This is a genomic window from Klebsiella sp. WP4-W18-ESBL-05 (assembly GCF_014169075.1).
Lineage (GTDB): Bacteria > Pseudomonadota > Gammaproteobacteria > Enterobacterales > Enterobacteriaceae > Kluyvera > Kluyvera ascorbata_B.
In genome coordinates, this window is record NZ_AP022057.1 from 3,998,454 (window position 1) to 4,023,339 (window position 24,886).

The following is a 24,886-nucleotide window of genomic DNA, read 5'->3' on the forward strand; positions in this document are numbered from 1 at the left end:
CAGAGACTGGGATTCATTTTTCGTCTTGCGACGTTAAGAATCCGTATCTTCGAGTGCCCACACAGATTGTCTGATAAATTGTTAAAGAGCAGTGCAACACGGCTTTCGCTCACTGTTGCGAGGTGGCGTATATTACGCTTTCCTCTTTCAGAGTCAAGCGTTTAATTTCGCTTTTCTCTGCCGAGATTCTCAGGAGAACCTCGCTGACCCGGCGGCTTGTAATCCGTTGTTCCGTGTCAGTGGAGGCGCATTATAGGGAGTTTATTCTGGCTGACAAGAGGGAAAATGCATTTTTCTTTCAACCGCTCACCTTTTCACCTTTTTGTCGATTATTTCCGCTTTTTGATGGCTGCAGGCAGGTCCGCCAGACTATTAATCACCCAATCTGCGGCTTTTTCGGCGTCTTCGGTGACCGGCTTACCGGTGCGCACCAATACTTTCGTGCCTACGCCCGCCGCAGCGGCTGCCTGCATATCTTCAACTTTATCGCCAACCATATAAGAAGAAGCCATATCAATGTGCAGATAGTCCTGTGCCGACTTCAGCATACCCGGATGCGGTTTACGGCAATCACACACCTGACGATACTCTTCTACTGTTCCCTGCGGATGATGCGGGCAATAATAGATACCGTCCAGATCGACACCGCGGTCGGCAAGCGACCAGTCCATCCATTCCGTCAGCGTTTCAAACTGCGCTTCGGTAAATTTCCCGCGAGCAATACCCGACTGGTTGGTCACCAGAACCAGGGCGTAGCCCATCTCTTTTAATTCACGCATCGCGTCAATGACGCCATCAATAAACTCAAACGCATCTATTTCATGAACGTAGCCATGATCGACATTAATCGTGCCATCACGATCGAGAAAAATAGCGGGTACGGACTTTGCCACCGTGTTGCTCCTGAATAAGGCATGTGTGCTTAGTATCGCATGTTTCGACAGGCAAGAAAGCGTCGATCGCATAAATCAGATTGATTTAGACATCTAGATGCCTTAACATCCGTTTTGTTGACGGTCATCGCCCGTCCAGGGCAGAACAAAATGCCGCGGATAACTCCTAACCGATAATAAATAATCTAATGATTAAACTTTCGAATATCACCAAAGTGTTCCAGCAGGGCCACCGCACTATTCAGGCGCTAAACAACGTTAGCCTGCACGTGCCTGCGGGACAAATTTATGGCGTCATTGGCGCATCCGGTGCCGGTAAAAGTACGCTGATTCGCTGCGTTAACCTGCTCGAACGTCCTACTGATGGCAGCGTGCAGGTTGACGGCCAGGAACTGACGGCGCTGTCCGAATCGGCGCTGACAAAAGCTCGTCGCCAGATTGGCATGATTTTCCAGCACTTTAACCTGCTCTCTTCACGCACGGTATTTGGCAACGTTGCGCTGCCGCTCGAGCTCGACAACACCCCTAAAGATGAAGTGAAGCGTCGCGTCACTGAGCTGCTGGACCTCGTTGGTCTGAGCGATAAGCACGATAGCTACCCGGCAAACCTGTCCGGTGGCCAGAAGCAGCGCGTGGCGATTGCCCGTGCGTTAGCCAGTAACCCGAAAGTGCTGCTGTGCGATGAAGCCACCAGCGCGCTGGATCCGGCGACCACTCGCGCCATCCTCGAACTGCTGAAAGACATTAACCGCCGCCTGGGTCTGACGATTCTGCTCATCACTCATGAAATGGACGTGGTGAAGCGCATCTGTGACTGCGTGGCAGTCATCAGCAACGGCGAGCTTATCGAGCAGGATACGGTGAGCGAAGTCTTTTCTCATCCGAAAACGCCGCTGGCGCAGCAGTTTATTCAGTCCACGCTGCACCTCGATATTCCGGAAGATTATCAGGCGCGTCTTAAGGCGGAACCGTTCACCGACAGCGTACCGATGCTGCGGATGGAGTTTACCGGCCATTCGGTCGACGCTCCGCTGCTGTCGGAAACCGCACGCCGCTTTAACGTAAACAACAACATTATTAGCGCGCAGATGGATTACGCGGGCGGCGTGAAGTTCGGCATTATGCTGACTGAAATGCACGGCGCGCCAGAAGATACGCAGGCAGCCATCGCCTGGCTGCAGCAACACCATGTAAAAGTAGAGGTATTGGGTTATGTCTGAGGCCATGATGTGGTTACTGGCGCGCGGCGTCTGGGAAACGCTGGCCATGACGTTTGTGTCGGGCTTTTTCGGCTTTGTGATTGGTCTGCCGGTCGGCGTGCTTCTTTATACCACGCGTCCAGGGCAAATCATTGAGAATGGCAAGCTCTACCGCGTCCTCTCTGCGCTGGTGAATATCTTCCGTTCTATTCCGTTTATTATCCTGTTGGTATGGATGATCCCGTTTACCCGCGTGATCGTGGGCACATCCATCGGTCTGCAGGCGGCAATTGTCCCTCTGACGGTCGGCGCTGCGCCGTTTATCGCCCGCATGGTCGAGAACGCCCTGCTGGAAATCCCCACCGGGCTGATTGAAGCCTCCCGCGCAATGGGCGCGACGCCGATGCAGATCGTGCGTAAAGTCCTGCTGCCGGAAGCGCTGCCGGGCCTGGTGAACGCGGCAACCATTACCCTGATTACCCTGGTCGGCTACTCAGCGATGGGCGGTGCCGTTGGTGCCGGCGGTCTGGGGCAGATTGGCTATCAGTACGGCTACATTGGCTATAATGCGGTCGTAATGAATACAGTTCTGGTATTGCTGGTCGTTCTGGTTTATTTAATTCAACTATCTGGCGATCGTATCGTCCGGGCAGTCACTCATAAATAGCGTTACACACAACACAACTTAAAAGTTTAAGGAAATAAGCATGGCGTTCAATTTTAAAACCTTTGCGGCAGTTGGAGCCCTGATTGGTTCTCTGGCACTTGTTGGTTGCGGCCAGGACGAGAAAGATCCAAACCATATTAAAGTCGGCGTGATCGTCGGTGCGGAACAGCAGGTTGCTGAAGTCGCACAGAAAGTCGCGAAAGAAAAATACGGCCTGGACGTTGAACTGGTGACCTTCAACGACTACGTGCTGCCGAACGAAGCGCTGAGCAAAGGCGATATTGACGCCAACGCCTTCCAGCATAAACCGTACCTCGATCAGCAGATCAAAGACCGTGGCTACAAGCTGGTTTCCGTGGGTAACACCTTCGTGTATCCGATTGCTGGCTACTCTAAAAAAATCAAATCCCTGGACGAGCTGCAGCCGGGCTCCCAGATTGCAGTGCCTAACGACCCGACTAACCTCGGCCGTTCCCTGCTGCTGCTGCAAAAAGAAGGTCTGATCAAACTGAAAGACGGCGTTGGCCTGCTGCCGACCTCTCTGGACATCGTAGAGAACCCGAAAAACCTGAAGATTGTTGAACTGGAAGCGCCGCAGCTGCCGCGTTCCCTGGACGATGCGCAGATTGCGCTGGCCGTCATCAACACCACCTACGCTAGCCAGATCAACCTGACCCCGGCAAAAGACGGTATTTTCGTTGAAGGTAAAGACTCTCCGTACGTCAACATGATCGTGACTCGCGAAGACAACAAAGACGCGGAAAACGTGAAGAAATTCGTTCAGGCTTACCAGTCTGACGAAGTGTACGAGGCGGCGAACAAAATCTTTAACGGCGGTGCGGTTAAAGGCTGGTAATCGCCTTCCCCCTCCGCAGTATCTTTCAAGACGGGCGCATGCCCGTCTTGTCATTTATGCAAGCACCTGATTCAATAGCCCCCTGGTCTACCCTTTATAGAGGAATTACTATGCGTGCTTTACCGGTCTGTTTATTAGCACTCCTGTTAGGTGGCTGCTCCATGCTAAACAGATCTCCTGTTGAACCCGTTCAAAGCACAGCGACCCCCGTCAAAACGGAGACCGCGAAACCCAAAGCGCCGCGCGCGACGCCGGTACGCATTATTACCAACGCCGAGGATCTGGTCGGTAAACCGTTCCGCGACTTAGGCGAAGTGTCCGGTGACTCTTGCCAGGCAACTAACCAGGATTCACCGCCGAACATCCCAACGGCGCGCAAGCGTATGCAGATCAATGCCTCTAAAATGAAGGCAAACGCGGTACTGCTGCACAGCTGCGAAGTGACCAGCGGTGCTCCGGGCTGCTATCGTCAGGCGGTTTGCATCGGGTCGGCCCTCAACGTTAGCGCGAAATGAGCCACTTCTCCTTCGAGCAAATAGGCGTTATCCGCTCTCCTTATAAAGAGAAGTTTGCCGTGCCGCGTCAACCGGGCCTGGTCAAAAGCTGTAGCGGCGAGCTGCACCTGCTTGCCCCTTACAACCAGGCCGATGCCGTACGCGGCCTGGAAGACTTCAGTCACCTGTGGGTGCTGTTTGTCTTTCATCAAACGATGGAAGGCGGCTGGCGCCCGACGGTGCGTCCTCCCCGTCTCGGCGGCAACGCACGAATGGGCGTGTTTGCAACCCGCTCCACCTTCCGTCCCAACCCCATCGGGATGTCGCTGGTCGAACTGCGGGGCATTCGCTGCCATAAAGAGCATGTGATTCTCGAACTGGGCGGGCTGGATCTCGTCGACGGTACGCCGGTCGTTGATATCAAACCGTATCTGCCGTTTGCCGAGGCGCTACCCGACGCGCGTGCCAGCTATGCACAGGATGCGCCTCAGGCCGGCGTAAACGTCAGCTTCAGCGAAGACATTACCCAGCAGTTGCTCGGGCTGGAAACGCGCTACCCGCGCCTTCGCCAGTTTATTGCCGAAGTGCTGGCGCAGGACCCGCGTCCTGCCTATCGTAAAAATGAGGAAGAAGGCAAAACCTACGCCGTCTGGCTGCTGGACTTTAACGTCCGCTGGCGCGTCACGCCGTCAGGATTTGAGGTCTTTGCGCTGGAAGCCCGCTAATTTGCGTCGCGTACTCTTTTGACATCCCTTTCTCGCTGGTAAACTAAACCACTTTTGTTTTGTACCAGGCTCATCTGGAGCCTGTTCTGTCGTCCAACTGGAACCGTAACAACATGCGTACTAGCCAATACCTGCTCTCCACTCTGAAGGAGACGCCTGCCGACGCCGAAGTCATCAGCCACCAGCTGATGCTGCGCGCCGGGATGATCCGCAAGCTGGCCTCCGGGTTATATACCTGGCTGCCGACCGGCGTGCGCGTCCTGAAAAAAGTCGAAAACATCGTGCGTGAAGAGATGAACAACGCCGGTGCGATCGAGGTGTTAATGCCGGTGGTTCAGCCTTCCGAACTGTGGGAAGAGAGCGGCCGTTGGGAACAGTATGGCCCGGAGCTGCTGCGCATTGCTGACCGCGGTGACCGTTCTTTCGTTCTCGGCCCAACGCACGAAGAAGTCATCACCGACCTGATTCGTAACGAGCTGAGCTCTTACAAACAGCTGCCGCTGAACTTCTATCAGATCCAGACTAAATTCCGTGACGAAGTACGCCCGCGCTTTGGCGTGATGCGTTCGCGCGAATTCCTGATGAAAGATGCCTACTCTTTCCATACCTCTCAGGAATCGCTGCAGGAAACCTACGACGCCATGTACGCCGCGTACAGCAAAATCTTCAGCCGTATGGGTCTGGATTTCCGTGCGGTACAGGCTGACACCGGCTCCATCGGCGGCAATGCCTCTCATGAATTCCAGGTGCTGGCGCAGAGCGGCGAAGATGACGTGATCTTCTCTGACTCCTCCGACTACGCGGCCAACATTGAATTTGCCGAAGCGCTTGCACCAAAAGAACCGCGCGCGGCGGCGACCCAGGAAATGAGCCTGGTTGATACGCCAAACGCAAAAACCATCGCCGAGCTGGTTGAGCAGTTCAACCTGCCAATCGAAAAAACCGTGAAAACCCTGCTGGTGAAAGCGGTAGAAGACAGCAAGTTTCCGCTGATTGCCCTGCTGGTTCGCGGCGATCACGAGCTGAACGAAGTCAAAGCGGAAAAACTGCCGCAGGTTGCCAGCCCGCTGACCTTCGCGACCGAAGAAGAAATTCGTGCGCTGGTCAACGCAGGTCCGGGCTCTCTGGGCCCGGTCAATCTGCCGATTCCGGTTATCATCGACCGTACCGTTGCCGCAATGAGCGACTTTGCCGCCGGTGCGAACATCGACGGTAAGCACTACTTTGGCATCAACTGGGATCGCGACGTAGCGACGCCGGAAGTGGCAGACATCCGTAACGTGGTCGCCGGTGACCCGAGCCCGGATGGCAAAGGCACGCTGATGATCAAACGCGGCATCGAAGTCGGTCACATCTTCCAGCTGGGTACCAAGTACTCTGAAGCCATGAAGGCCTCGGTACAGGGCGAAGACGGGCGTAACCAGACGCTGACCATGGGCTGCTACGGTATCGGGGTGACTCGCGTGGTGGCGGCCGCTATTGAGCAGAACTTTGACGATCGCGGCATCGTATGGCCTGACGCCATCGCCCCGTTCCAGGTCGCCATTCTGCCAATGAACATGCACAAATCCTACCGTGTACAAGAGCTGGCGGAGAAACTGTACGCAGAGCTGCGCGCGCACGGAATTGACGTGTTGATGGACGACCGTAAAGAGCGTCCGGGCGTGATGTTCGCCGATATGGAACTGATCGGTATTCCGCACACCATCGTGCTGGGCGACCGTAACCTCGACAACGACGATATCGAATACAAATACCGTCGTAACGGCGAGAAACAGCTGATTAAAACCGGCGACATCGTCGATTATCTGCTGAAAGCGATTAAGGGCTAATCCGCTCGGTGCCCTCCCGAATCAGGCGTTAACGCCTGGTTCGGGCGACAAAAAAAGCCTCGCATTTGCGAGGCTTTTTTATGATAGCTGGCCGGATAAGGCGTTTACGCCGCCATCCGGCAAGCGGAACCAAATTGCCTGATGGCGCTACGCTTATCAGGCCTACAGATACCGTTATTTCACGCTGGTACAGTCTTTACCCGGCGAGAATGTCCCAGCTTTATCGGTCGCTAGCGTTTTGACCATCGCGCCGGTATCCGGGTTGGGCTCAAGGGTAAAGTGCCCCTCCACCACCAGCAGAATCGGCTGGCTGCTGCTGCCCTGCGCCGCGGCATAATCACGTTCCAGCTGGGCATTGTTGGCAACCGCCAGGCGCTGGCCTGTTGCACAGTCGGTGAACGTCGCCGCGTCCGCCATATAGAAGTACATGCCGCGCATCGCTATCGGCGTGGTCGGCAGGCTGGCCTTCGCGGGCTCCAGCGTATAGTTCAGCTTCGATTGGATCGGGTTACCTTGACGGTCAAGCATCTCCAGCTTTTCGCCTTTCACCCGATAGTACGATTTTTCGCCCTGGCTGTCGGTCAGGACCAGCTTGTCGGCAGTACGCGCCCAGGTACCGTAAGAACCAAATGACGACGGTTCGCGGCGCACGCCCTGATAGCGTTCATTCATGACCCAGGTACCGTCCTTCTCGAGGAACAGCGAGGTCTCAATGCCTTCGCAATCAGCGCATGGCAATACGCCGCGCCAGCTCTGCTGCATCGGCGTTAACTCCGCCTGCTGCGTCGGCTTGAGGGCAGTCACTTCCGAATGGTTACACCCGAACAGGCCGAACAGCATTCCCGTCGCCGCAATGGCTAATATCGCTTTTTTCACCCTCAATTCCTTATTGTTATTACATCCACGTCCGGCTTAGTAGCGAACTTTCCCGCGCAAGGACTTCACCGAAGATTTCTGCGCTTTTGAATTCAGCCGCCGCTCTTTTGACGCGCGGGTCGGGCGCGTGGGGCGTCGGCTTTTTTGTTCTGCGGTTAACGTCTGGATCACCGCCACCAGCCTGGCGATCGCTGCTTCGCGATTCATCTCCTGGCTACGGTGCTCCTGCGCCTTAATGATAATCACACCATCAGCAGAAATTAAGTGATGGCTGGCCTCAAGCAAACGCGTTTTGTAATACTCTGGCAGGCTTGAGGCACGGATGTCAAAACGCAGGTGAATAGCCGTTGAGGTCTTATTCACATGCTGTCCGCCCGCGCCCTGCGCCCGGATAGCGGTGATTGTCAGCTCATCCTCCGGAATGCTCACCTGCCGGGAAAGCGTAATCATGCCGTGATTTGCCACGGCGTCAGATGAATTTCCAGATTATTCTGAGCATCAGATAGCCAGATTGCGCCTTCCTGAAGGGTCGCTTGCAGCGTCATCGTACGCTCGGCAAATGCGCTAAGCTTCGCCAGTTGTTCATCGTCGAGATACCAGATACTGAGGTTTTTAAAGCCTGCCATTTTGCTCTGATTCTGCTGCCACCAAATCTCTGCGGCACGACTATTATAGGTGAACAACGCCACCTCTTGCGCCAGGCTACAGGCTTTTTTGATCCGCCGTTCGTCCGGCAGCCCCAGTTCAATCCACAGATCGATGCCCAAATGATCGTTACGCAGCCAGACCTCCGGTTCATCGTCAGAAGAGAGCCCGCGGGTAAACTGCAGCCGTTCATCGGCATACTTAATCCACGCCAGCAGGCGCAGCATCATACGCTCCTGGGTTTCGGACGGGTGGCGCGCGAGGGTTAAGGACGCGTCCAGGAACTGGCTACGGTCGATATCTGCGACGTTGACCACTGCTTTATAAATCGTTGCTTTCAGCGCCATGGCTAAACTCCTGCAAAAAATGGTGGTCATTGTAACGAAATCAACGCCAAAAGGCGCGCCTGCCGCCGCTCATCCCGCTGATATTGCTTAAATGAGTGTGATATAGTCACCTTGCTAAACAGAGATTATCTTCATAGGCTTAATTGAAGCGCTGACAGGAGGGCATGTGGGCAACTATTGTGAGTTGATTCGCCAACGCTACGCCGAAATTGCGAGCGGTGATTTAGGGTATATCCCGGATGCGCTAGGCTGTGTACTGAAAGTTTTGAACGACGTTGCGGCGGATGACGCCGTGTCGGAGTCAGTCAGGGAAAAAGCCGCGTACGCGGCGGCAAACTTACTGGTGAGCGATTATGTCAATGAATGATACTTATCAACCCATCAACTGTGATGACTATGACAACCTTGAGCTTGCCTGCCAGCACCACCTCGTCCTCTCTCTGCAACTGAAAGATGGCGAAGTACTGCAAGCCAAAGCCCACGATCTGCTCTCGCGTAAGAACGTGGAGTATCTGGTCGTCGACAACGCGGGAGAACAGCGCGAACTCCGTCTCGATCGGATTGCCAGCTTCAGCCACCCTCAGATCGGCACCGTGGTTGTCAGCGAGTCATAATAGCGAAACGGGCAGCTCAGCTGCCCGTTTTTTGCCAGCAAAACTGTAGCCCTTCTCCGCCTTCACGCTTCCCATCCAGCGTAACAAACCGCCCCGCAGCCGCAATCAATGTGTCACCATAAAACAGCAGCGGCGTGGTATCGCGCTGCCATGGCGGTACCTCGAGCTCTTGCCAGATTTTTTTCAGCTTGCGCCCGCCGTGACGACCAACAATATGCAGCATTCCGAGGGCTTTAAAGCGAATAGAAACCGGCTCGTCGGCGCGCGGAGGTCGAATCTCGCCCCCCGGGATCAGGCTCACTCGCCCAAGGCCGTCCGGCAAATCCAGCGGCTTATCGGGGCTGACCCAGGCTAACGTCGTTCCACTCTGCCCCTCATGCGCTTGCACCCACCACAGCTGCTGCTGAAAGCGGCGCACCTCAAAGTTCCCCAGACGTAGACGCGGTGCGGCATCTTCACGCGCTAACGCGACCTCCTGCCACAGCCGCGCCAGCATCTCGCGCGACGGCATCGCGGCACCATGGTGGGAAAGCCAGCGCCGCAGTAATGCCGCACGCTTTGGCCCGCTCATGTCGTATAGCGGATTAATCGCCAGCGCGCCCGTTTCTGAAAGCAGGTGAGCAAGCTCGTCGGCCAACAGTTCATCCAGCAGTTGCTCCTGCTCACCGCACAGCGCCGCACTCCGCGCCGCCGCGTCGGCAAAGTGCGGCCAGCGGGCATTCAGCAGCGGTAAAACGCGCAGACGCAGGAAGTTCCGATCGTAGGCATCATCCTGATTGCTCTCGTCCTCAATCCAACACAGCCCGTGCTGCTGCGCCCAGCCTAGCAGCGCAGCGCGGCTTTCATTCAGCAAAGGACGAATAAGTTGAGTACCGGCAAAGGCCGCGCGCCGCGGCATGGCCGACAGCCCGGCAGGCCCGCTGCCGCGCTTAAGCGCCAGCAGCAGCGTTTCACTCTGATCGTCCAGATGCTGCGCCGTCAGCAACACTTCTCCGGGCCGCAATGCCTCACGAAACGCCCGGTAGCGTGCCTCTCTGGCTTCGGCCTCGAGCCCTGCCCCTTGCCCGGTCAGCGTGACGCGGGTAACCGCCAGAGGCACCTGCCACTCGTCGCACACCCGTTGACAGTGTGCGACCCAGCTATCGGCGTGCGGGCTGATGCCGTGGTGAATATGAATGGCGCGCAGGGTAACGCCTGGGTTCTGTCGTTGCCAGCACACCAACTGATGTAACAAAACCGTTGAGTCCAGCCCGCCGCTAAATGCCACCAGAAACTGGCGATGGGGGGAAAGCTGCTGTTCGAGAGAAGATGGCGTCATCGTTATCGTGTCGTGAAAAGTCTCGCCCGGCACGTTACCGGGCCGGACGGTCGCTGGCAAGCCTTACTGCTGGTAGAGTTCCAGCGGCAGGCCGTCAGGATCGGTGAAAAAGGTAAAGCGCTTACCGGTGTACGGATCGACGCGAATCGCCTCACAGGCAACCCCGTGCGCCTCCAGATGCGCCACCGAAGCGTCGATATCCGCAACGCTAAAGGCCAGATGGCGCAGCCCGCAGGCCTCCGGGCGGCTGGGCCGCGCGGGCGGGAACGGGAAAGAAAACAGCTCAATCACGTACTGGCCGTTTAGCGCGAGATCACCCTTCCACGAATCGCGCGCTTCTCGATACACCTCGCTTTGCAGGGTAAAGCCGAGAATATTGCAGTAGAAAGCCTTACTTTTCGCGTAGTCGGTGCCAATAATCGCAATGTGATGAATCTGTTTTAGTCCCAGCATCCTGTCTCTCCGTTAACCGTTTCTCAGCACGTTACCCGCGCCGGGCGTTATCGCGCAAGCCCCTGACTCTCTTTTAGGACTCTCACCCGGTAGACCCCGTTTTCATCGCGTTTTGCTCCGTGGATATCGGTTTCAAAGCCCGGATAATGTCGCCCGATCGAACAGAGCATCAGCAGGAAATCGAGCACCGATCGGCTCTGTTCGGTGATCATCTCACCCGGCATCAGCAACGGCACGCCCGGCGGGTACGGCAGGATCATATTGGCCGAGATACGCCCCACCAGATCTTCCAGCGCAACGGTTTCGACGTCGCCTTTGATTTGCCGCTGCCACGCGCGGTGCGGCGTGAGCTTCATTTCCGGCAGCACGTCAAAGGCGCGCAGCATCAGGCGCGGCAGGTCGTGCTGACGAATCAGACGGTGGATCCCCTGAGCCAGATCCTGAATACGCATATTGCGATAAAAATCAGGATCTTCAGCATAAAGATCCGGCAGCATATTCTTCACCCGCAGATTGAGATCGTAAGCGCGTTTAAACTCCGTCAGCCCGCGCAGCAGCCCCATTGCCCGGGTTTTATCAATCCCAATGCTGAACAAGAACAGCAGGTTATACGGCCCCGTTTTCTCGACCACCACGCCGTGCTCATCAAGGTATTTCGCCACCAGCGCCGCCGGGATCCCCTCATCGCTCATATTGCCCTGTTCATCCATCCCCGGCGTCAGAATCGTGACTTTTACCGGATCGAGGAACATATGGTCGGCATCCGCATCGCTGAAACCGTGCCAGTCTTCCCCTGGCGATACCGGCCAGCACTCGGCCTGATCTATCTGCTCAGGCTGCCAGATATCAAAGAACCAGCTGTCGGACTCTTCACGCAGCCGCTGTACCTCTTTACGGAAATGCAGCGCGCGCTCTACCGAGCGGTTAATCAGCCTTTTGCCCGGGTTGCCGCGCAGCATCGCCGCAGCCGTCTCGATCGAAGCGACGATCGGGTAACTTGGCGAGGTAGAGGTATGCATCATAAAGGCTTCGTTAAAGGTGTCTTCGTCGTAGTCGCCCTTGATGTGAATTAACGACGCCTGCGATAGCGCCGCCAGCATCTTGTGGGTCGACTGGGTTTCGAAGAACACTTTCCCCGGCACGCGATCGCCGCTCATGCCGCTTTTCCCCTGGTAAATGGGATGAAAGTGGGTGTACGGTACCCAGGCCGAGTCAAAGTGAATCGACGGCACGTCGAGCGTCTGTTTGATCCAATTGGTGTTATACAGCAGCCCGTCATAGGTCGAGTTGGTGATCACGGCGTGCACCGGCCACTGCGCGCCGTCGGTCGTATTGACCTTTTGCTGCAGGCTATCGCGAGTAAACTCACGCTTGGGGATACCGCCAAGGATACCCAGCGCGTTACGCGTCGGTTTCAGCCACAGCGGCACCACGTCGCTCATCATCAGCAGGTGCGCTAACGACTTGTGACAATTACGGTCAATCAACAGCGTACTGCCGCTCGGCGCCGCATACATCCCAACGATTTTGTTCGACGTTGAGGTACCGTTCGTCACCATATAGCTTTGCTCGGCGCCAAAGGTGCGGGCAATGTACTCCTCCGCCTCGAGGTGCGGGCCGGTGTGATCCAACAGGGAACCCAGCTCCGTCACCGAAATCGACACGTCGGCTTTCAGCGTATTGGCACCGAAGAAATCATAAAACAGGCAGCCTACCGGGCTTTTTTGATAGGCCGTTCCCGCCATGTGCCCCGGCGTACAGAAAGTGTACTTGCCTTCTGTCACATAGGTGAACAGCGCTTTGGTAAACGGCGGCGTAATGTTATCCAGGTATTCGTTGGTGTACTGGCGAATACGCGTCGCGATATCGTCAGCCTGACCCAGCGCATACTCAAAGAACCACAGCGCCATGCGCATGTCGTGTGCGCTGACGTCCATCGTCGAATGGTTATTGATAAAGGCATAAAGCGGTAGATATTCATTGAGCTGATTAATCTCACCGCACAGATCGACGCTGTATTCATCCCAGTCAAAAATCACCCCACAGATACGCGGGTTGTGCTCGATAAACTTCAGCAGGTCGGCACTATTTTGCGGCCAGATAATTTTGAAGCCTTGCGCCAACAGCGCCTGTTCCAGCTCCTTGATGGGCTCATCTTTGTAGTAGACGCCGTGCGGCCCCATAATGGCGATAATATTCATGCGTTCCTCCTGGAAATTCTGTACCTATCATAGCGCAGCTAGAACGAGGGGAATAAAAAAGGGCCACAAACTGTGGCCCTTTTCAGGAACGTCTTACGAATGGCTTACGCGTAACCGTAGCTCATCAGGCGCTGATAGCGACGGTTCAGCAGATCTTCTTTGCTCAGCACATCGAGATCGGCCAGGTCAGCCAGCAGCTGTGCTTTCAGCGAGGCCGCCATCACTTCCGGGTTACGATGGGCGCCACCCAGCGGTTCCGGGATGATGGAGTCAATCAGCTTCAGCTCTTTCAGACGCGGGGCGATGATGCCCATCGCTTCTGCGGCCAGCGGCGCTTTGTCGGCGCTTTTCCACAGAATAGAGGCGCAGCCTTCCGGAGAGATAACGGAATAGGTGCTGTACTGCAGCATATTCACTTTATCGCCCACACCAATTGCCAGCGCGCCGCCGGAGCCACCCTCACCGATAACGGTACAGATAACCGGCACGCTCAGGCGTGACATTTCGCGCAGGTTGCGGGCAATCGCTTCAGACTGGCCGCGCTCTTCTGCGCCGACGCCCGGGTAAGCCCCTGGGGTGTCGATGAAGGTCACAATCGGCATGTTGAAGCGTTCCGCCATTTCCATCAGGCGCAGCGCTTTACGATAGCCTTCCGGTGCCGGCATGCCGAAGTTACGACGGATTTTTTCTTTAGTTTCACGGCCTTTCTGATGACCAATGATCATCACCGGGCGACCGTCCAGGCGTGCGATACCACCAACGATAGCTTTATCGTCAGCATAGGCGCGATCGCCGGCCAGTTCGTCAAACTCATCAAACGCCAGACGGACATAATCCAGGGTGTACGGGCGCTGCGGATGGCGCGCCAGTTGGGCTACCTGCCATGCGCCGAGATCGGCAAAGATTTTGCGCGTCAGCTCTACGCTTTTTTCACGCAGACGATGCACTTCTTCGTCGATATTAATATCCAGTTTCTCATCCTGACGGCTAACCGCAGTCAAAGAATCGATTTTCGCTTCCAGCTCTGCAATCGGCTGTTCAAAATCAAGGAAATTCAGACTCATAGTATTCCTGTATTAGTCAAACTCCAGTTCCACCTGCTCCGAACCGATGAGGCCACGCAGATCGTTGAGTAAACGATCGCTCGGAGAGACACGCCAGGTTGCACCGAAACGCAACCGCGCACGTGCATCCGCCCTCTGATAGTAGAGATGTACTGGAATGGTTCCCGAACGATGGGGTTCCAGAGACTGACGGAGTCGGTTTAAAAGCTGGTCATCAATTTGCCTGTCCGTCAGCGAGATAGCAAGCCCGCGAGCGTATTTTTCCCGGGCTTCGTCAATGTCCATCACTTCGCGGGCCATCATTTTAAGGCCGCCGCTGAAGTCATCAAAGCTGACCTGTCCGCTGACGATAAGTATGCGGTCTTTTTCCAGCAGGTGCTGGTATTTTTCCAGCGCCTCGGAGAACAGCATGACCTCCAGGCGTCCGGAACGGTCATCCAGCGTACAGATGCCGATACGATTGCCGCGCTTGGTGACCATAACCCTCGCGGCAATCACGAGCCCCGCGGCCGTGGTCACTTTCCCACGTTCCGTCGGATGCATGTCTTTGAGTCGATACCCGCCGACATAGCGCTCAATTTCTTTTAAATACTGGTTGATCGGATGCCCCGTCAGGTACAGACCTAACGTTTCGCGCTCACCGTCTAAAACGACCTGCTCTGGCCATGGCTGGCAGTTGGCGTAGGATTGCTCGACCTGCTCCGGCTCTTCCGCCAGCACGCCGAACATATCAGCCTGGCCAATCGCTTCCGCTTTCGCGTGCTGATCCGCCGCCTTTAACGCGTCGGCGAGCGAATTCATCAGCGCGGCGCGATGCGGACCAAGCCTATCGAACGCGCCGGACATAATCAGCTTTTCCAGCACCCGGCGGTTGAGCTTTTTGGTGTCGGTACGTGCGCAAAGGTCGAAAAGCTCGCGGAAATAGCCGCCGTTGTTACGCGCTTCGATGATGGCTTCAATCGGGCCTTCACCGACGCCCTTAATGGCGCCGATACCATACACGATTTCCCCGTCATGATTCACGTGGAAATGATATAAACCTGAATTGATATCCGGCGGCAATATTTTCAGCCCCATGCGCCAGCATTCGTCGACCAGGCCGACCACCTTCTCGGTGTTGTCCATATCGGCAGTCATTACCGCCGCCATAAACTCGGCCGGATAGTGCGCCTTCAGCCATAGCGTCTGGTAAGACACCAGCGCATAAGCCGCAGAGTGCGATTTGTTAAACCCGTAACCGGCGAATTTCTCCACCAGGTCAAAGATTTTCATCGCCAGTTCGCCATCAACGCCGTTCTTTTTCGCCCCTTCTTCAAAGGCACCGCGCTGCTTGGCCATCTCTTCCGGCTTTTTCTTACCCATCGCACGACGCAGCATGTCCGCGCCGCCGAGGGTATAGCCGGAAAGCACCTGGGCAATCTGCATCACCTGTTCCTGGTACAGGATAATGCCGTAGGTTGGCTCCAGTACCGGCTTCAGGCTTTCGTGCTGCCACTGCACGTCCGGATAAGAGATCTCTTCGCGGCCGTGTTTACGGTCGATAAAGTTATCAACCATCCCCGACTGCAGCGGGCCCGGACGGAACAGGGCCACCAGCGCGATCATATCTTCGAAGCAGTCAGGCTGCAGGCGCTTAATCAGATCCTTCATGCCGCGCGATTCAAGCTGGAAGACCGCCGTGGTTTCCGAGCGTTGCAGCATGTCGAAGCTTTTCTTATCGTCGAGCGGAATAGCCGCGATATCCAGCGGCGGCTCGCCGTTGCGCTCGCGGCGGGCGTTAATCATTTCCAGCGCCCAGTTGATGATGGTAAGCGTACGCAGGCCGAGGAAGTCGAACTTCACCAGCCCGGCGTATTCCACGTCGTTCTTATCAAACTGGGTAACCGGATGCAGACCTTGCTCATCGCAGTATAGCGGCGCAAAGTCGGTAATTTTGGTCGGCGCAATCACCACGCCACCGGCGTGTTTACCGGCGTTACGGGTGACCCCTTCAAGCTTACGCGCCATGTCGATGAGCGCGCGCACCTCTTCATCCGCTTCGTAGATTTCCGGCAACTGCGGTTCGGCTTCGAAGGCTTTCGCTAGCGTCATACCCGGATCGGGCGGCACCAGCTTAGAGATGCGGTCGACGAAACCGTACGGGTGGCCCAGAACGCGGCCCACATCGCGGATCACCGCTTTCGCCGCCATGGTACCGAAGGTAATAATCTGCGATACCGCATCGCGGCCGTACATTTCGGCCACGTGCTCGATCACCTGATCGCGCTTCTCCATGCAGAAGTCGACGTCGAAGTCGGGCATCGAGACACGTTCCGGGTTAAGGAAGCGTTCGAACAGCAGGTCAAGCTCCAGCGGGTCGAGATCGGTAATTTTCAGGGCATAAGCCACCAGTGAGCCTGCACCGGAACCACGGCCCGGCCCTACCGGCACGCCGTTATCCTTCGACCACTGGATGAACTCCATCACGATCAGGAAGTAACCCGGGAAGCCCATCTGGTTGATCACCTGGAGCTCAATATCCAGACGCTCGTCGTATTCCGGACGGCGCTTGGCGCGAACTTCCGGATCCGGGAACAGGAACGCCAGGCGTTCTTCCAGCCCCTCTTTTGACTTCGCGACGAGGAAGTCTTCGGTGGTCATATCGCCGGTCGGGAACTGCGGCAGGAAGTACTCGCCGAGACGCACCGTCACGTTACAACGTTTGGCAATCTCAACGGTATTTTCCAGCGCTTCCGGAATGTCCGAGAACAGCTCGCACATCTCTTCTTCGCTGCGCATATACTGCTGCGCGGAGTAGTTGCGCGGGCGCTTAGGATCGTCGAGGGTAAAGCCATCGTGGATTGCAACGCGAATCTCGTGCGCGTCAAAATCACCGGGTTCCAGGAACCGCACATCGTTGGTCGCCACGACCGGCAGGCCACGCGTTTCCGCCAGCTCCACCGCCGCATGCAGGTATGACTCTTCATCCTGGCGACCGGTACGAATCAGCTCGAGGAAATAACAGTCAGGGAAATGTTCTTCATAAAAACCAACGCACTGCTCCACCAGCGCCATATTACCGCGCAGCAGGGCACGCCCGACGTCACCCATACGACCGCCGGACAGCAAAATGAGCCCCTCTTTCAGCTCAAGTAGCCAGTCACGATCGATGATCGGGCCAGCCGCGCCGTATCCGCGCTGGTAGGCTTTGGAAATCAGCAGCGTCAGGTTCTGGTAGCCGGTATTATTGGCCGCCAGCACCGTTAAATGGGTCAGCTCATCGCCGAACAGTTCGCTCTGCACGTTAAAATCGGCGCCGACAATCGGTTTGATTCCCGCGCCGTGGCCCGCTCCGTAGAACTTCACCAGGCCGCAGAGGTTGGTAAAATCGGTAATCGCCAGCGCAGGCATGCCTAACGAGGCCGCCTTTTTCACCAGCGGCCCGGTTTTTGCCAGCCCATCGATCATGGAGTAGTCGCTATGCACCCGCAGGTGCACGAAACGTGGTTCAGCCATCTTTAGATTCCGGTTTACTTATTCTCGACGCACGAATCAGGACACGAGTCCCAGCGCGCGTTTGACGGGAGCAAAGCTGCGTCGGTGATGCTCGGTCGCGCCATATTGCGCAAGCTTTTCCAGATGAAAAGCGGTTGGATAACCCTTGTGCTGGGCAAAGCCGTACTGCGGGAACACCGTGTCCAGCTCGGCCATTTCGGCGTCACGCGTCACTTTAGCGAGGATAGACGCTGCGCTAATTTCCGCCACCCTGCTATCGCCCTTCACCACCGCCATGGAGGGCATCGGCAACGCCGGACAGCGGTTGCCGTCGATAAGTACGTATTCCGGCACAATAGACAGCCCGGCGACCGCACGCTGCATAGCCAACATGGTGGCATGCAGAATATTAAGCTCGTCAATTTCGTGCGGCTCTGCGCGGCCAAGGCTCCAGCACAGCGCCTTCTCTTTGATTTCATCGAACAACGCCAGACGGCGCTTTTCACTGAGTTTTTTCGAGTCGTTAAGACCCACAATCGGACGAGACGGATCGAGGATGACCGCCGCCGTCACTACCGCGCCGACCAGCGGGCCGCGCCCGACTTCATCCACACCCGCCACGAGATGGGTATGGGGATATACAAATTCAATCATCGTGCTAACTCCAGCACCGCGTCTGCCGCCTGTTCGTCCGCGTTGCAGCGAATTTGCAGATGCAGTTCACGGAACGTATCGTGCATCGCGTGGCTGGTTTTGCCGTTGGCCAGCAGCGGCTGTAGCGCTTCGGCTAACAGCGTTGGCTGACACTCATCCTGCAGCAGTTCTTTAACCAGCTCACGCCCCGCCAGCAGGTTAGGCAGCGAGACATAGTCGGTCTTCACCAGCCGTTTAGCCAGCCAGAAGGTGAACGGTTTCATCCGATAGCCCACCACCATCGGGCATTTTGCCAGCATGCATTCAAGCGCCGCCGTGCCAGAGGCCAGCAGCGCCGCATCGCTGGCGATCATCGCCTCACGCGCCATGCCGTCGAGCATGCGCACCGCGAGATCGGGGGCCACTTCCGCTTTGATTCGCTCGAATTGTTCGCGACGCTTCGCGTTAACCAACGGTACGACGACTTCAAGGTCGGGATACTGCTGACGCAGCAGCTGCGCGGTCTTTAAGAAATCTGCGCTGAGCATCTCCACTTCGGCACCGCGACTACCCGGCAGCATGGCCAGACAGTGAACGTCGTGGGCGATCCCCAGCGTATCCCGCGCGGCATTTTTATCCGGATCCAGCGGCATGGCGTCGGCCATGGTGTGGCCGATAAAGCGGCACGGGACGTTAAATTTGTCGTAAAACGCTTTTTCAAAAGGCAGAAATGCGAGCACCAGATCGGTGGCTCTGCCAATTTTGAAGACGCGTTTCTGGCGCCAGGCCCATACGGACGGGCTGACGTAGTGGATCGTTTTGATCCCCTGCTTCTTGAGATTACCTTCAAGCGTGATGTTGAAATCGGGGGCATCAATGCCGACAAAGACGTCGGGCCTGAGGTCGGTAAAGCGTTGAGTCAGATCGGCACGAATGTGCAGCAAACGACGTAGTCGCCCCAGCACTTCGACGATACCCATCACCGCCAGCTCTTCCATTTCGTACCAGGCTTCACAGCCTTCGGCCTGCATACGCGGACCGGCCACGCCGACAAAGCGCGCGTCAGGAACGCGCGCTTTGAGGGCGCGAATGAGGCCTGCACCAAGAATATCGCCGGAGGTTTCTCCGGCGACCAGGGCAATCGTCAGGGGACGCTGTTCAGTCATTAACGAATCAGGCCGCGCGTAGAGCGGGCGAAGAAATCGCTAAACGGCTGAACTTCCGGATACTGCTTCGCCAGCTCGGCGATTTCCGGCTTCACTTCGTCCAGCGTTTTACCACTGCGGTACAAGGCTTTATAGGCATTGCGGATCGCGGTGATCGCTTCGCGGCTGAAGCCACGACGCTTCAGGCCTTCGATGTTGACGCCAAACGGCGTCGCGTGGTTGCCCTGGGCAATAACGTACGGCGGAACGTCCTGAGCAACGCCAGAACAGCCGCCAACCATCACATGCGCACCGATAATGCAGAACTGGTGCACCGCGGTCATGCCGCCGATGATCACAAAATCATCCAGCGAAACGTGGCCCGCGAGGGTGGCGTTATTGGCCAGAATACAGCGATCGCCGACCGTACAATCGTGCGCCACGTGGGCGTTGATCATCAGCAGGTTATCGCTGCCCACCTTCGTCAATCCACCGCCCTGTACTGTGCCGCGATGAATGGTGACGCTTTCGCGAATGCGGTTGCGATCGCCAATTTCCACGCGAGTCGGTTCACCAGCGTATTTCAGATCCTGGTTAACTTCCCCGATAGAAGCGAACTGATAGATCTCGTTATCACGACCAATTTTGGTATGACCGTTAACCACAACGTGAGACTTCAGTACGGTACCTTCGCCGATTTCGACGTCAGGACCCACAATACAAAACGGGCCAATGTGAACGTTAGCGCCAATAACGGCGCCCTCTTCCACAATGGCGGTAGGATGGATAAAGGCGGTTTTATCAATCACAGATTAGGACTCCCGGCTACGCGCACACATCATTGTTGCTTCGCAAACCACTTTACCGTCGACCAGCGCAACGCCTTTAAAGCGAGTCAGGCCACGGCGGGTTTTCTCGAAGGTGACTTCCATAATCATTTGATCGCCTGGCACGACAGGACGCTTGAAGCGCGCTTCATCAATGCCTGCAAAATAGTACAGTTCGCCTGGCTCCAGTTTACCAACGCTTTTAAACGCCAGAATGCCGGTTGCCTGCGCCATCGCTTCCAGAATCAGCACGCCCGGTAAAATCGGTTTGCCAGGGAAGTGGCCCTGGAAAAACGGCTCATTTACGGAAACATTTTTCACTGCGCGCAGAAAACGACCTTCTTCAAAATCCAGCACGCGGTCTACCAGTAAGAACGGGTAACGGTGCGGCAGAAGTTCTAAAATCTCTTCAATGTGCAGAGTATGAGTGTCAGTTGTCAAAATACTCTTCCTGTCAAAATATACTAAGGGGCAATAATAACACGGCCTGCCGGATTACAAGAATGCCGACAGGCCGGAAAGTATCATGCGATACGGATGAAAATTAGTCTTGATTATCAAGCTTGCGTTCAACGGCTTTGAGACGCTTGCTCATTTCATCAATATTCATCACCAGTGCGGCCGTTTTGCGCCATGCCTTATTCGGCTGGAGCGGGATACCGGACGAGTATACGCCAGGCTCGGAAATGGGACGCATAACCATGCCCATACCGGTTACGGTAACCTTGTCGCAAATTTCCATATGGCCGTTAATCACGCTGGCGCCGCCAATCATGCAGTAACGACCAATTTTCAGGCTACCGGCCATAATCACGCCGCCTGCGACCGCGGTATTGTCACCAATCACCACGTTGTGCGCAATCTGGCACTGGTTATCAATGATAACACCGTTGCCGATCTGCGTGTCGTCAAGCGCGCCGCGGTCGATCGTCGTACAGGCGCCGATCTCCACGCGATCGCCAATGATCACGCGGCCAAGCTGCGGGATCTTCACCCAGTTGCCGCGATCGTTGGCATAGCCGAAGCCATCAGAACCGATGACGGTGCTGGATTGGATCAGGCAATTCTCGCCGATCTCGACTTCGTGGTAAATGGTCACGTTCGCCCACAGGCGAGAGCCCGCACCAATTTTTGTTTTTTTACCGACGAAACACCCCGCCCCAATCACGACGTTATCGCCCAGCACAACGTCTGACTCAATCACCGCGTTCGCGCCGATAGAGACGTTATGACCGAGCGTGGCCGACGGACTGACAACCGCGCTCGGGGCGATATCCTGCGCCGGCTGCGGCGTGGTATCTAAAATCTGAGCCATGCGTGCGTAGGTCAGGTAGGGGTTCTTCACTACCAGCGCAGCGCCTTTGGCAAAAGGCAGTAAATCTTGCGTCAGGACAATCGCCGACGCTTCACAAGCGGACAGGTGTTCACGGTACTTGGGGTTAACCAGGAACGTGATATGACCCGCCTTAGCGGATTGCATGGACGCGACAGCGGTGATGACGATATCGCCATCACCGTGTAATTCCGCATCCAACTGCTGAGCTAAGTCAGCCAGTCGAATTGAAGGCATTACTTATTTAACCTGTTTCAGTACATCAGCGGTGATGTCTTTAACATCGCTGCTGTTGAATGCAACGGCGTTAGCGTCAACCACCAGGTCGATGCTCTGGCTAGCAGCAACGGATTTCACAGCAGTCTGGATACGAGTAACCAGTTTGCCACGTTCTTCGTTGGTACGACGCTGACGGTCCTGTTCAAAGGACTGTGCTTTCTGGGAGAAAGTCTGACGCTGGGAAGAGATGTCTTTTTCCAGCTTGGTGCGATCGGCGCCAGCTTTCATAGACTGCAGACGCTGCATTTTAGACTGCAGGTCACCTTCCATACGCTGAAGTTCGCCAGCGCGGCCTTTGAATTCGTTTTCCAGGGTGCTGGAAACGCCGGTTTTCTGTGCAACTTGCTGGAACAGGCTACCCATATTAACAATTGCAATTTTGTCTGCTGCCTGAGCAGATGCGGCCATTGCTAAACCCAGACCTGCTGCGACTAACCACTTTTTCACAATAATACTCCTTACCATCCCATACGTACCCGAAGGTACTGTTCTTTTGGTGGCCGAAGCCACCTGACGCTATCGCCTTATGCCAGCAAACTACACTGAACCCGCATTCCTTTGCAAAGAGCAATTACCAGGTTTTACCAATGTTAAACTGGAACTGCTCCGATTTGTCTCCATCGTATTTTTTATACGGTTGGGCGTAGGAGAAGACCAACGGCCCCAATGGCGACATCCATTGTAATGCGATGCCCGCGGACATACGGATATTGCTCGGGTCGCTGTAGTCAGGAACGCCAGCAGCCTTCATCGTCGCCGTATTCTGCCAGTTGGTATCCCAAACGGTACCCATATCCCAGAAGAACGACGTACGTACCGAGTTCGCGTACTTATCGCTGATAAACGGCGTTGGTACGATCAGCTCCAGGCTGGCCACGCCCATGGCGTTACCGCCGACGGCGTCATCAGACTTACAGTAGCCGCCGGACTGATCGCAGTTATCCAGGCCAGACGCGCCGTAGTAAACCGCTTTCGGGCCGATGGTGTTGGACTGGAAGCCACGCACGGTGCTTGAACCACCGGCATAGAAGTTCTCATAGAACGGCAGCTCTTTGCCGCCCAGACCGTCACCGTAACCCCACTTGGTACGGCCCAGCACGACCCACTGATGATCGTCATCAATCGGGAAGTAGGACGCCGTATCCAGCGTAACCTTGTAGAACTCGTTATCGGAGCCCGGGATAGTCACTTTACCGTTCAGGTTGACACGTGAACCGTCCGTCGGGAAGTAGCCGCGGTCGAGTTTGTTATATGTCCAACCGTAGTTGAAGGTGAAGTCGTTCGCCGAGAAGCCGTTATTATCGCTGGTCGTACCGGCCGTCTGGCCGATGGAGTCCAGATAACGCCACATCGCCACCTGCGGTTCCATATTGGACAGGTCGTTGTGGACGTAGCCCAGACCCGCACGCAGTGAGTTGTATTCGTTAATCGGGAAGCCCAGCGTACCGTCGACACCATAGCTTTTGTTGGTATAGGACGACAGGTCAGCATCATCTGCTTTAAAGTCATTGTAGAAGACGCGACCGCCAAGGCTAACGCCATCAACCGTAAAGTACGGGTTGGTCACAGAAAGCTCGGTGTAGGTCTGGTAGTCGTTCTTGGTACCGTTGATACCCACAGAGTAACCGGTACCTAACCAGTTATCCTGCTGAACGCCCGCCTGGAAGCTCACGCCGCTTTCCGTACCGTAGCCGATACCGAAGTTGAAGCTACCGGTGTTACGTTCTTTCACCTTGTAGACGACGTCTACCTGGTCCGGGCTACCCGGCACGCGCTGGGTTTCGGTATCGACGGTTTCGAAGAAGCCCAGACGGTTCAGACGGTCTTTACCCTGGTCAACCAGGTCGCCGCCGAGCCATGCCCCTTCCATCTGACGCATTTCGCGACGCAGGACGGCATCTTTCGAGGTGTCGTTGCCGACGAAGCGAATGTTACGCACGTAGAAACGGTTGCCGGCATCAACGTTGATGTGCAGCTTAACGGTTTTATCCGTGTCGTTGATTTCTGGCTGGGACTGTACGCGCGGGTACGCGTAGCCGTAGCGACCAAGAAGTTTCTTAATGTTATCTTCCATTTTGGTCACTTTCGCGCCGTTATACAGCTCGCCCGGCTCGATTTTGGTCAGGCTCTCAATTTCCGCCGAGTGCCCTGCCAGATTCCCGGTCACCTGTACGCCAGACAGTTTGTACTGGTCGCCTTCGGTGATGTTCACGGTGATGTAGATGCCTTTTTTATCCGGCGTCAGGCTCACCTGAGTGGAATCGATGTTGAAACGGGCGTAGCCGCGATCCAGATAGTAGCTGCGCAGGGTTTCAAGGTCACCCGACAGCTTCTGTTTCTGATATTTACGATCGCCGACCACGTTCCACCACGGCACTTCATCGCGCAGCTGGAACGTGGAGATCAGATCTTCGGTTTTGAACGCATGGTTACCGACGATGTTGATCTGTTGGATCTGGGCGGAAACGCCTTCCTGGAACACCAGCTTCAGATCGACGCGGTTACGCGGCAGCGGAGTGACAACCGCCTTCACGCTCGCGCTGTACTTACCGACGCTGTAGTAGAAATCTTCCAGCCCTTTCTCGATATCGGAAAGCGTGGTGCGGTCGAGAGATTCACCGACGCGAACGCCAGAGGCTTCCAGGTTTTGCTTGAGCATGTCATCTTTCACCGACTTATTGCCGGAGAAGGTGATGCTTGCAATCGTTGGACGCTCTTTGACCTGCACCAGCAACACATCGCCGTCTCTCAGGACACGAACATCCTCAAAGTTGCCCGTCGCAAACAGGGCGCGAATGGTGTTACTGATGTCGTCATCAGTGACGGTATCGCCAGGACGTACTGGCATACTGAGAAGGGCCGCACCAACAGCGACACGCTGCAAGCCTTCGAAATGAATGTCCTTCACCACGAACCCGTCAGCACCGTATACGGTCGCGCTGCTAAACAGCAGCGACGCTATAAGCAACTTTTTCATCGCCATCGTTATTATGCGTTCTTCCTAACTAACT

24 protein-coding genes are annotated in these 24,886 nt (G+C 55.9%); 8 read left to right on the top strand and 16 right to left on the bottom strand.

All coding sequences use genetic code 11. The features are described from left to right. Positions 1-329 precede the first annotated feature (329 nt). Positions 330-893 carry a D-glycero-beta-D-manno-heptose 1,7-bisphosphate 7-phosphatase gene (gene gmhB, locus H7R58_RS19230; RefSeq protein WP_106925619.1) on the bottom strand — a complete coding sequence of 188 codons (564 nt, stop codon included), beginning with the start codon at positions 891-893 and terminating at the stop codon, positions 330-332. Between the two features lie 188 nt (positions 894-1,081). Between gmhB and metN the strand changes: the two genes are divergently transcribed. The 6 genes from metN to proS all read left to right on the top strand — a co-directional run bounded on the left by metN (position 1,082) and on the right by proS (position 6,666). Further along, complete coding sequence (gene metN / locus H7R58_RS19235; RefSeq protein ID WP_106925617.1) at positions 1,082-2,113, top strand: methionine ABC transporter ATP-binding protein MetN; 1,032 nt, start codon at positions 1,082-1,084, stop codon at positions 2,111-2,113. Further along, positions 2,106-2,759 carry a methionine ABC transporter permease MetI gene (locus tag H7R58_RS19240; protein ID WP_106925615.1) on the top strand — a complete coding sequence of 218 codons (654 nt, stop codon included), beginning with the start codon at positions 2,106-2,108 and terminating at the stop codon, positions 2,757-2,759. The genes metN and H7R58_RS19240 overlap by 8 nt, the downstream gene beginning before the upstream one ends. Positions 2,760-2,799: 40 nt before the next feature. Next, on the top strand, positions 2,800-3,615 hold the full coding sequence (gene metQ / locus H7R58_RS19245) for a methionine ABC transporter substrate-binding lipoprotein MetQ (RefSeq protein ID WP_106925613.1): 816 nt from the start codon (positions 2,800-2,802) through the stop codon (positions 3,613-3,615). 110 nt (positions 3,616-3,725) lie between these two features. Further along, complete coding sequence (rcsF, locus tag H7R58_RS19250; protein WP_106925610.1) at positions 3,726-4,130, top strand: Rcs stress response system protein RcsF; 405 nt, start codon at positions 3,726-3,728, stop codon at positions 4,128-4,130. After that, positions 4,127-4,834 (top strand): tRNA (N6-threonylcarbamoyladenosine(37)-N6)-methyltransferase TrmO, encoded by a 708-nt coding sequence (gene tsaA / locus H7R58_RS19255; protein WP_106925608.1) that lies wholly within the window; start codon positions 4,127-4,129, stop codon positions 4,832-4,834. Before rcsF ends, tsaA begins: the two co-directional genes overlap by 4 nt. A gap of 113 nt (positions 4,835-4,947) precedes the next feature. After that, complete coding sequence (proS, locus tag H7R58_RS19260; protein WP_182929424.1) at positions 4,948-6,666, top strand: proline--tRNA ligase; 1,719 nt, start codon at positions 4,948-4,950, stop codon at positions 6,664-6,666. A 174-nt stretch (positions 6,667-6,840) separates the two neighbouring features. On the opposite strand, the gene nlpE is transcribed toward proS, so the two are convergent. Genes nlpE through H7R58_RS19275 form a run of 3 tightly spaced genes read right to left on the bottom strand, consistent with a single transcriptional unit; the run spans position 6,841 to position 8,534 of the window. Continuing rightward, entirely contained in the window at positions 6,841-7,542 is a 702-nt protein-coding gene (gene nlpE / locus H7R58_RS19265; protein WP_106925604.1) for an envelope stress response activation lipoprotein NlpE, read from the bottom strand. A gap of 36 nt (positions 7,543-7,578) precedes the next feature. Beyond that, positions 7,579-7,992: an alternative ribosome rescue aminoacyl-tRNA hydrolase ArfB gene (gene arfB / locus H7R58_RS19270; protein WP_182929425.1), complete on the bottom strand. Its 414-nt coding sequence runs from the start codon at positions 7,990-7,992 to the stop codon at positions 7,579-7,581. Next, a complete protein-coding gene (locus H7R58_RS19275) occupies positions 7,989-8,534 on the bottom strand; it encodes a YaeQ family protein (RefSeq protein WP_182929426.1) in 546 nt (181 codons plus the stop codon). Before H7R58_RS19275 ends, arfB begins: the two co-directional genes overlap by 4 nt. A 166-nt stretch (positions 8,535-8,700) precedes the next feature. On the opposite strand from H7R58_RS19275, the gene H7R58_RS19280 reads away from it, so the two are divergent. Together H7R58_RS19280 and rof are read left to right on the top strand one after the other, a co-directional pair. After that, entirely contained in the window at positions 8,701-8,901 is a 201-nt protein-coding gene (locus tag H7R58_RS19280; RefSeq protein WP_106925598.1) for a YaeP family protein, read from the top strand. Further along, positions 8,888-9,148, top strand: coding sequence for a Rho-binding antiterminator (gene rof, locus H7R58_RS19285; protein WP_106925596.1), 261 nt, complete (start codon positions 8,888-8,890; stop codon positions 9,146-9,148). The genes H7R58_RS19280 and rof overlap by 14 nt, the downstream gene beginning before the upstream one ends. Before the next feature lie 16 nt (positions 9,149-9,164). On the opposite strand, the gene tilS is transcribed toward rof, so the two are convergent. From tilS to bamA, 12 genes are all read right to left on the bottom strand, one after another. Beyond that, positions 9,165-10,466, bottom strand: a complete 1,302-nt coding sequence (tilS, locus tag H7R58_RS19290; RefSeq protein ID WP_182934816.1) for a tRNA lysidine(34) synthetase TilS — start codon at positions 10,464-10,466, stop codon at positions 9,165-9,167. Positions 10,467-10,529: 63 nt separating this feature from the next. Next, positions 10,530-10,919, bottom strand: coding sequence for a VOC family protein (locus H7R58_RS19295; protein WP_106925594.1), 390 nt, complete (start codon positions 10,917-10,919; stop codon positions 10,530-10,532). Positions 10,920-10,966: 47 nt separating this feature from the next. Further along, on the bottom strand, positions 10,967-13,120 hold the full coding sequence (locus H7R58_RS19300; RefSeq protein ID WP_182929428.1) for a lysine decarboxylase LdcC: 2,154 nt from the start codon (positions 13,118-13,120) through the stop codon (positions 10,967-10,969). 104 nt (positions 13,121-13,224) lie between these two features. Beyond that, positions 13,225-14,184, bottom strand: a complete 960-nt coding sequence (accA, locus tag H7R58_RS19305) for an acetyl-CoA carboxylase carboxyl transferase subunit alpha (protein WP_106925590.1) — start codon at positions 14,182-14,184, stop codon at positions 13,225-13,227. 12 nt (positions 14,185-14,196) lie between these two features. Next, positions 14,197-17,679 carry a DNA polymerase III subunit alpha gene (dnaE, locus tag H7R58_RS19310; protein ID WP_182929429.1) on the bottom strand — a complete coding sequence of 1,161 codons (3,483 nt, stop codon included), beginning with the start codon at positions 17,677-17,679 and terminating at the stop codon, positions 14,197-14,199. Positions 17,680-17,715: 36 nt separating this feature from the next. Further along, complete coding sequence (rnhB, locus tag H7R58_RS19315; RefSeq protein ID WP_182929430.1) at positions 17,716-18,312, bottom strand: ribonuclease HII; 597 nt, start codon at positions 18,310-18,312, stop codon at positions 17,716-17,718. Further along, entirely contained in the window at positions 18,309-19,457 is a 1,149-nt protein-coding gene (lpxB, locus tag H7R58_RS19320) for a lipid-A-disaccharide synthase (protein ID WP_182929431.1), read from the bottom strand. Before lpxB ends, rnhB begins: the two co-directional genes overlap by 4 nt. Continuing rightward, positions 19,457-20,245, bottom strand: a complete 789-nt coding sequence (gene lpxA / locus H7R58_RS19325; protein WP_106925582.1) for an acyl-ACP--UDP-N-acetylglucosamine O-acyltransferase — start codon at positions 20,243-20,245, stop codon at positions 19,457-19,459. Before lpxA ends, lpxB begins: the two co-directional genes overlap by 1 nt. A gap of 3 nt (positions 20,246-20,248) precedes the next feature. After that, positions 20,249-20,704 (bottom strand): 3-hydroxyacyl-ACP dehydratase FabZ, encoded by a 456-nt coding sequence (fabZ, locus tag H7R58_RS19330; RefSeq protein WP_052285413.1) that lies wholly within the window; start codon positions 20,702-20,704, stop codon positions 20,249-20,251. A 103-nt stretch (positions 20,705-20,807) separates the two neighbouring features. Continuing rightward, entirely contained in the window at positions 20,808-21,833 is a 1,026-nt protein-coding gene (gene lpxD / locus H7R58_RS19335) for a UDP-3-O-(3-hydroxymyristoyl)glucosamine N-acyltransferase (RefSeq protein ID WP_106925580.1), read from the bottom strand. 3 nt (positions 21,834-21,836) lie between these two features. Next, entirely contained in the window at positions 21,837-22,322 is a 486-nt protein-coding gene (gene skp, locus H7R58_RS19340; RefSeq protein WP_106925578.1) for a molecular chaperone Skp, read from the bottom strand. A 124-nt stretch (positions 22,323-22,446) separates the two neighbouring features. Next, a complete protein-coding gene (gene bamA / locus H7R58_RS19345; protein WP_106925576.1) occupies positions 22,447-24,858 on the bottom strand; it encodes an outer membrane protein assembly factor BamA in 2,412 nt (803 codons plus the stop codon). Positions 24,859-24,886 lie beyond the last annotated feature (28 nt).

Coding starts and splice junctions, on each gene's coding strand:
- tsaA (WP_106925608.1), top strand. CDS start 4,127: ATGAGCCACTTCTCCTTCGAGCAAATAGGCGTTATCCGCTCTCCTTAT.
- arfB (WP_182929425.1), bottom strand. CDS start 7,992: ATGATTACGCTTTCCCGGCAGGTGAGCATTCCGGAGGATGAGCTGACA.
- H7R58_RS19240 (WP_106925615.1), top strand. CDS start 2,106: ATGTCTGAGGCCATGATGTGGTTACTGGCGCGCGGCGTCTGGGAAACG.
- rnhB (WP_182929430.1), bottom strand. CDS start 18,312: ATGATTGAATTTGTATATCCCCATACCCATCTCGTGGCGGGTGTGGAT.
- lpxD (WP_106925580.1), bottom strand. CDS start 21,833: ATGCCTTCAATTCGACTGGCTGACTTAGCTCAGCAGTTGGATGCGGAA.
- H7R58_RS19300 (WP_182929428.1), bottom strand. CDS start 13,120: ATGAATATTATCGCCATTATGGGGCCGCACGGCGTCTACTACAAAGAT.
- metN (WP_106925617.1), top strand. CDS start 1,082: ATGATTAAACTTTCGAATATCACCAAAGTGTTCCAGCAGGGCCACCGC.
- rof (WP_106925596.1), top strand. CDS start 8,888: ATGTCAATGAATGATACTTATCAACCCATCAACTGTGATGACTATGAC.
- rcsF (WP_106925610.1), top strand. CDS start 3,726: ATGCGTGCTTTACCGGTCTGTTTATTAGCACTCCTGTTAGGTGGCTGC.
- tilS (WP_182934816.1), bottom strand. CDS start 10,466: ATGACGCCATCTTCTCTCGAACAGCAGCTTTCCCCCCATCGCCAGTTT.
- proS (WP_182929424.1), top strand. CDS start 4,948: ATGCGTACTAGCCAATACCTGCTCTCCACTCTGAAGGAGACGCCTGCC.
- H7R58_RS19275 (WP_182929426.1), bottom strand. CDS start 8,534: ATGGCGCTGAAAGCAACGATTTATAAAGCAGTGGTCAACGTCGCAGAT.
- dnaE (WP_182929429.1), bottom strand. CDS start 17,679: ATGGCTGAACCACGTTTCGTGCACCTGCGGGTGCATAGCGACTACTCC.
- H7R58_RS19295 (WP_106925594.1), bottom strand. CDS start 10,919: ATGCTGGGACTAAAACAGATTCATCACATTGCGATTATTGGCACCGAC.
- bamA (WP_106925576.1), bottom strand. CDS start 24,858: ATGGCGATGAAAAAGTTGCTTATAGCGTCGCTGCTGTTTAGCAGCGCG.
- metQ (WP_106925613.1), top strand. CDS start 2,800: ATGGCGTTCAATTTTAAAACCTTTGCGGCAGTTGGAGCCCTGATTGGT.
- lpxB (WP_182929431.1), bottom strand. CDS start 19,457: ATGACTGAACAGCGTCCCCTGACGATTGCCCTGGTCGCCGGAGAAACC.
- accA (WP_106925590.1), bottom strand. CDS start 14,184: ATGAGTCTGAATTTCCTTGATTTTGAACAGCCGATTGCAGAGCTGGAA.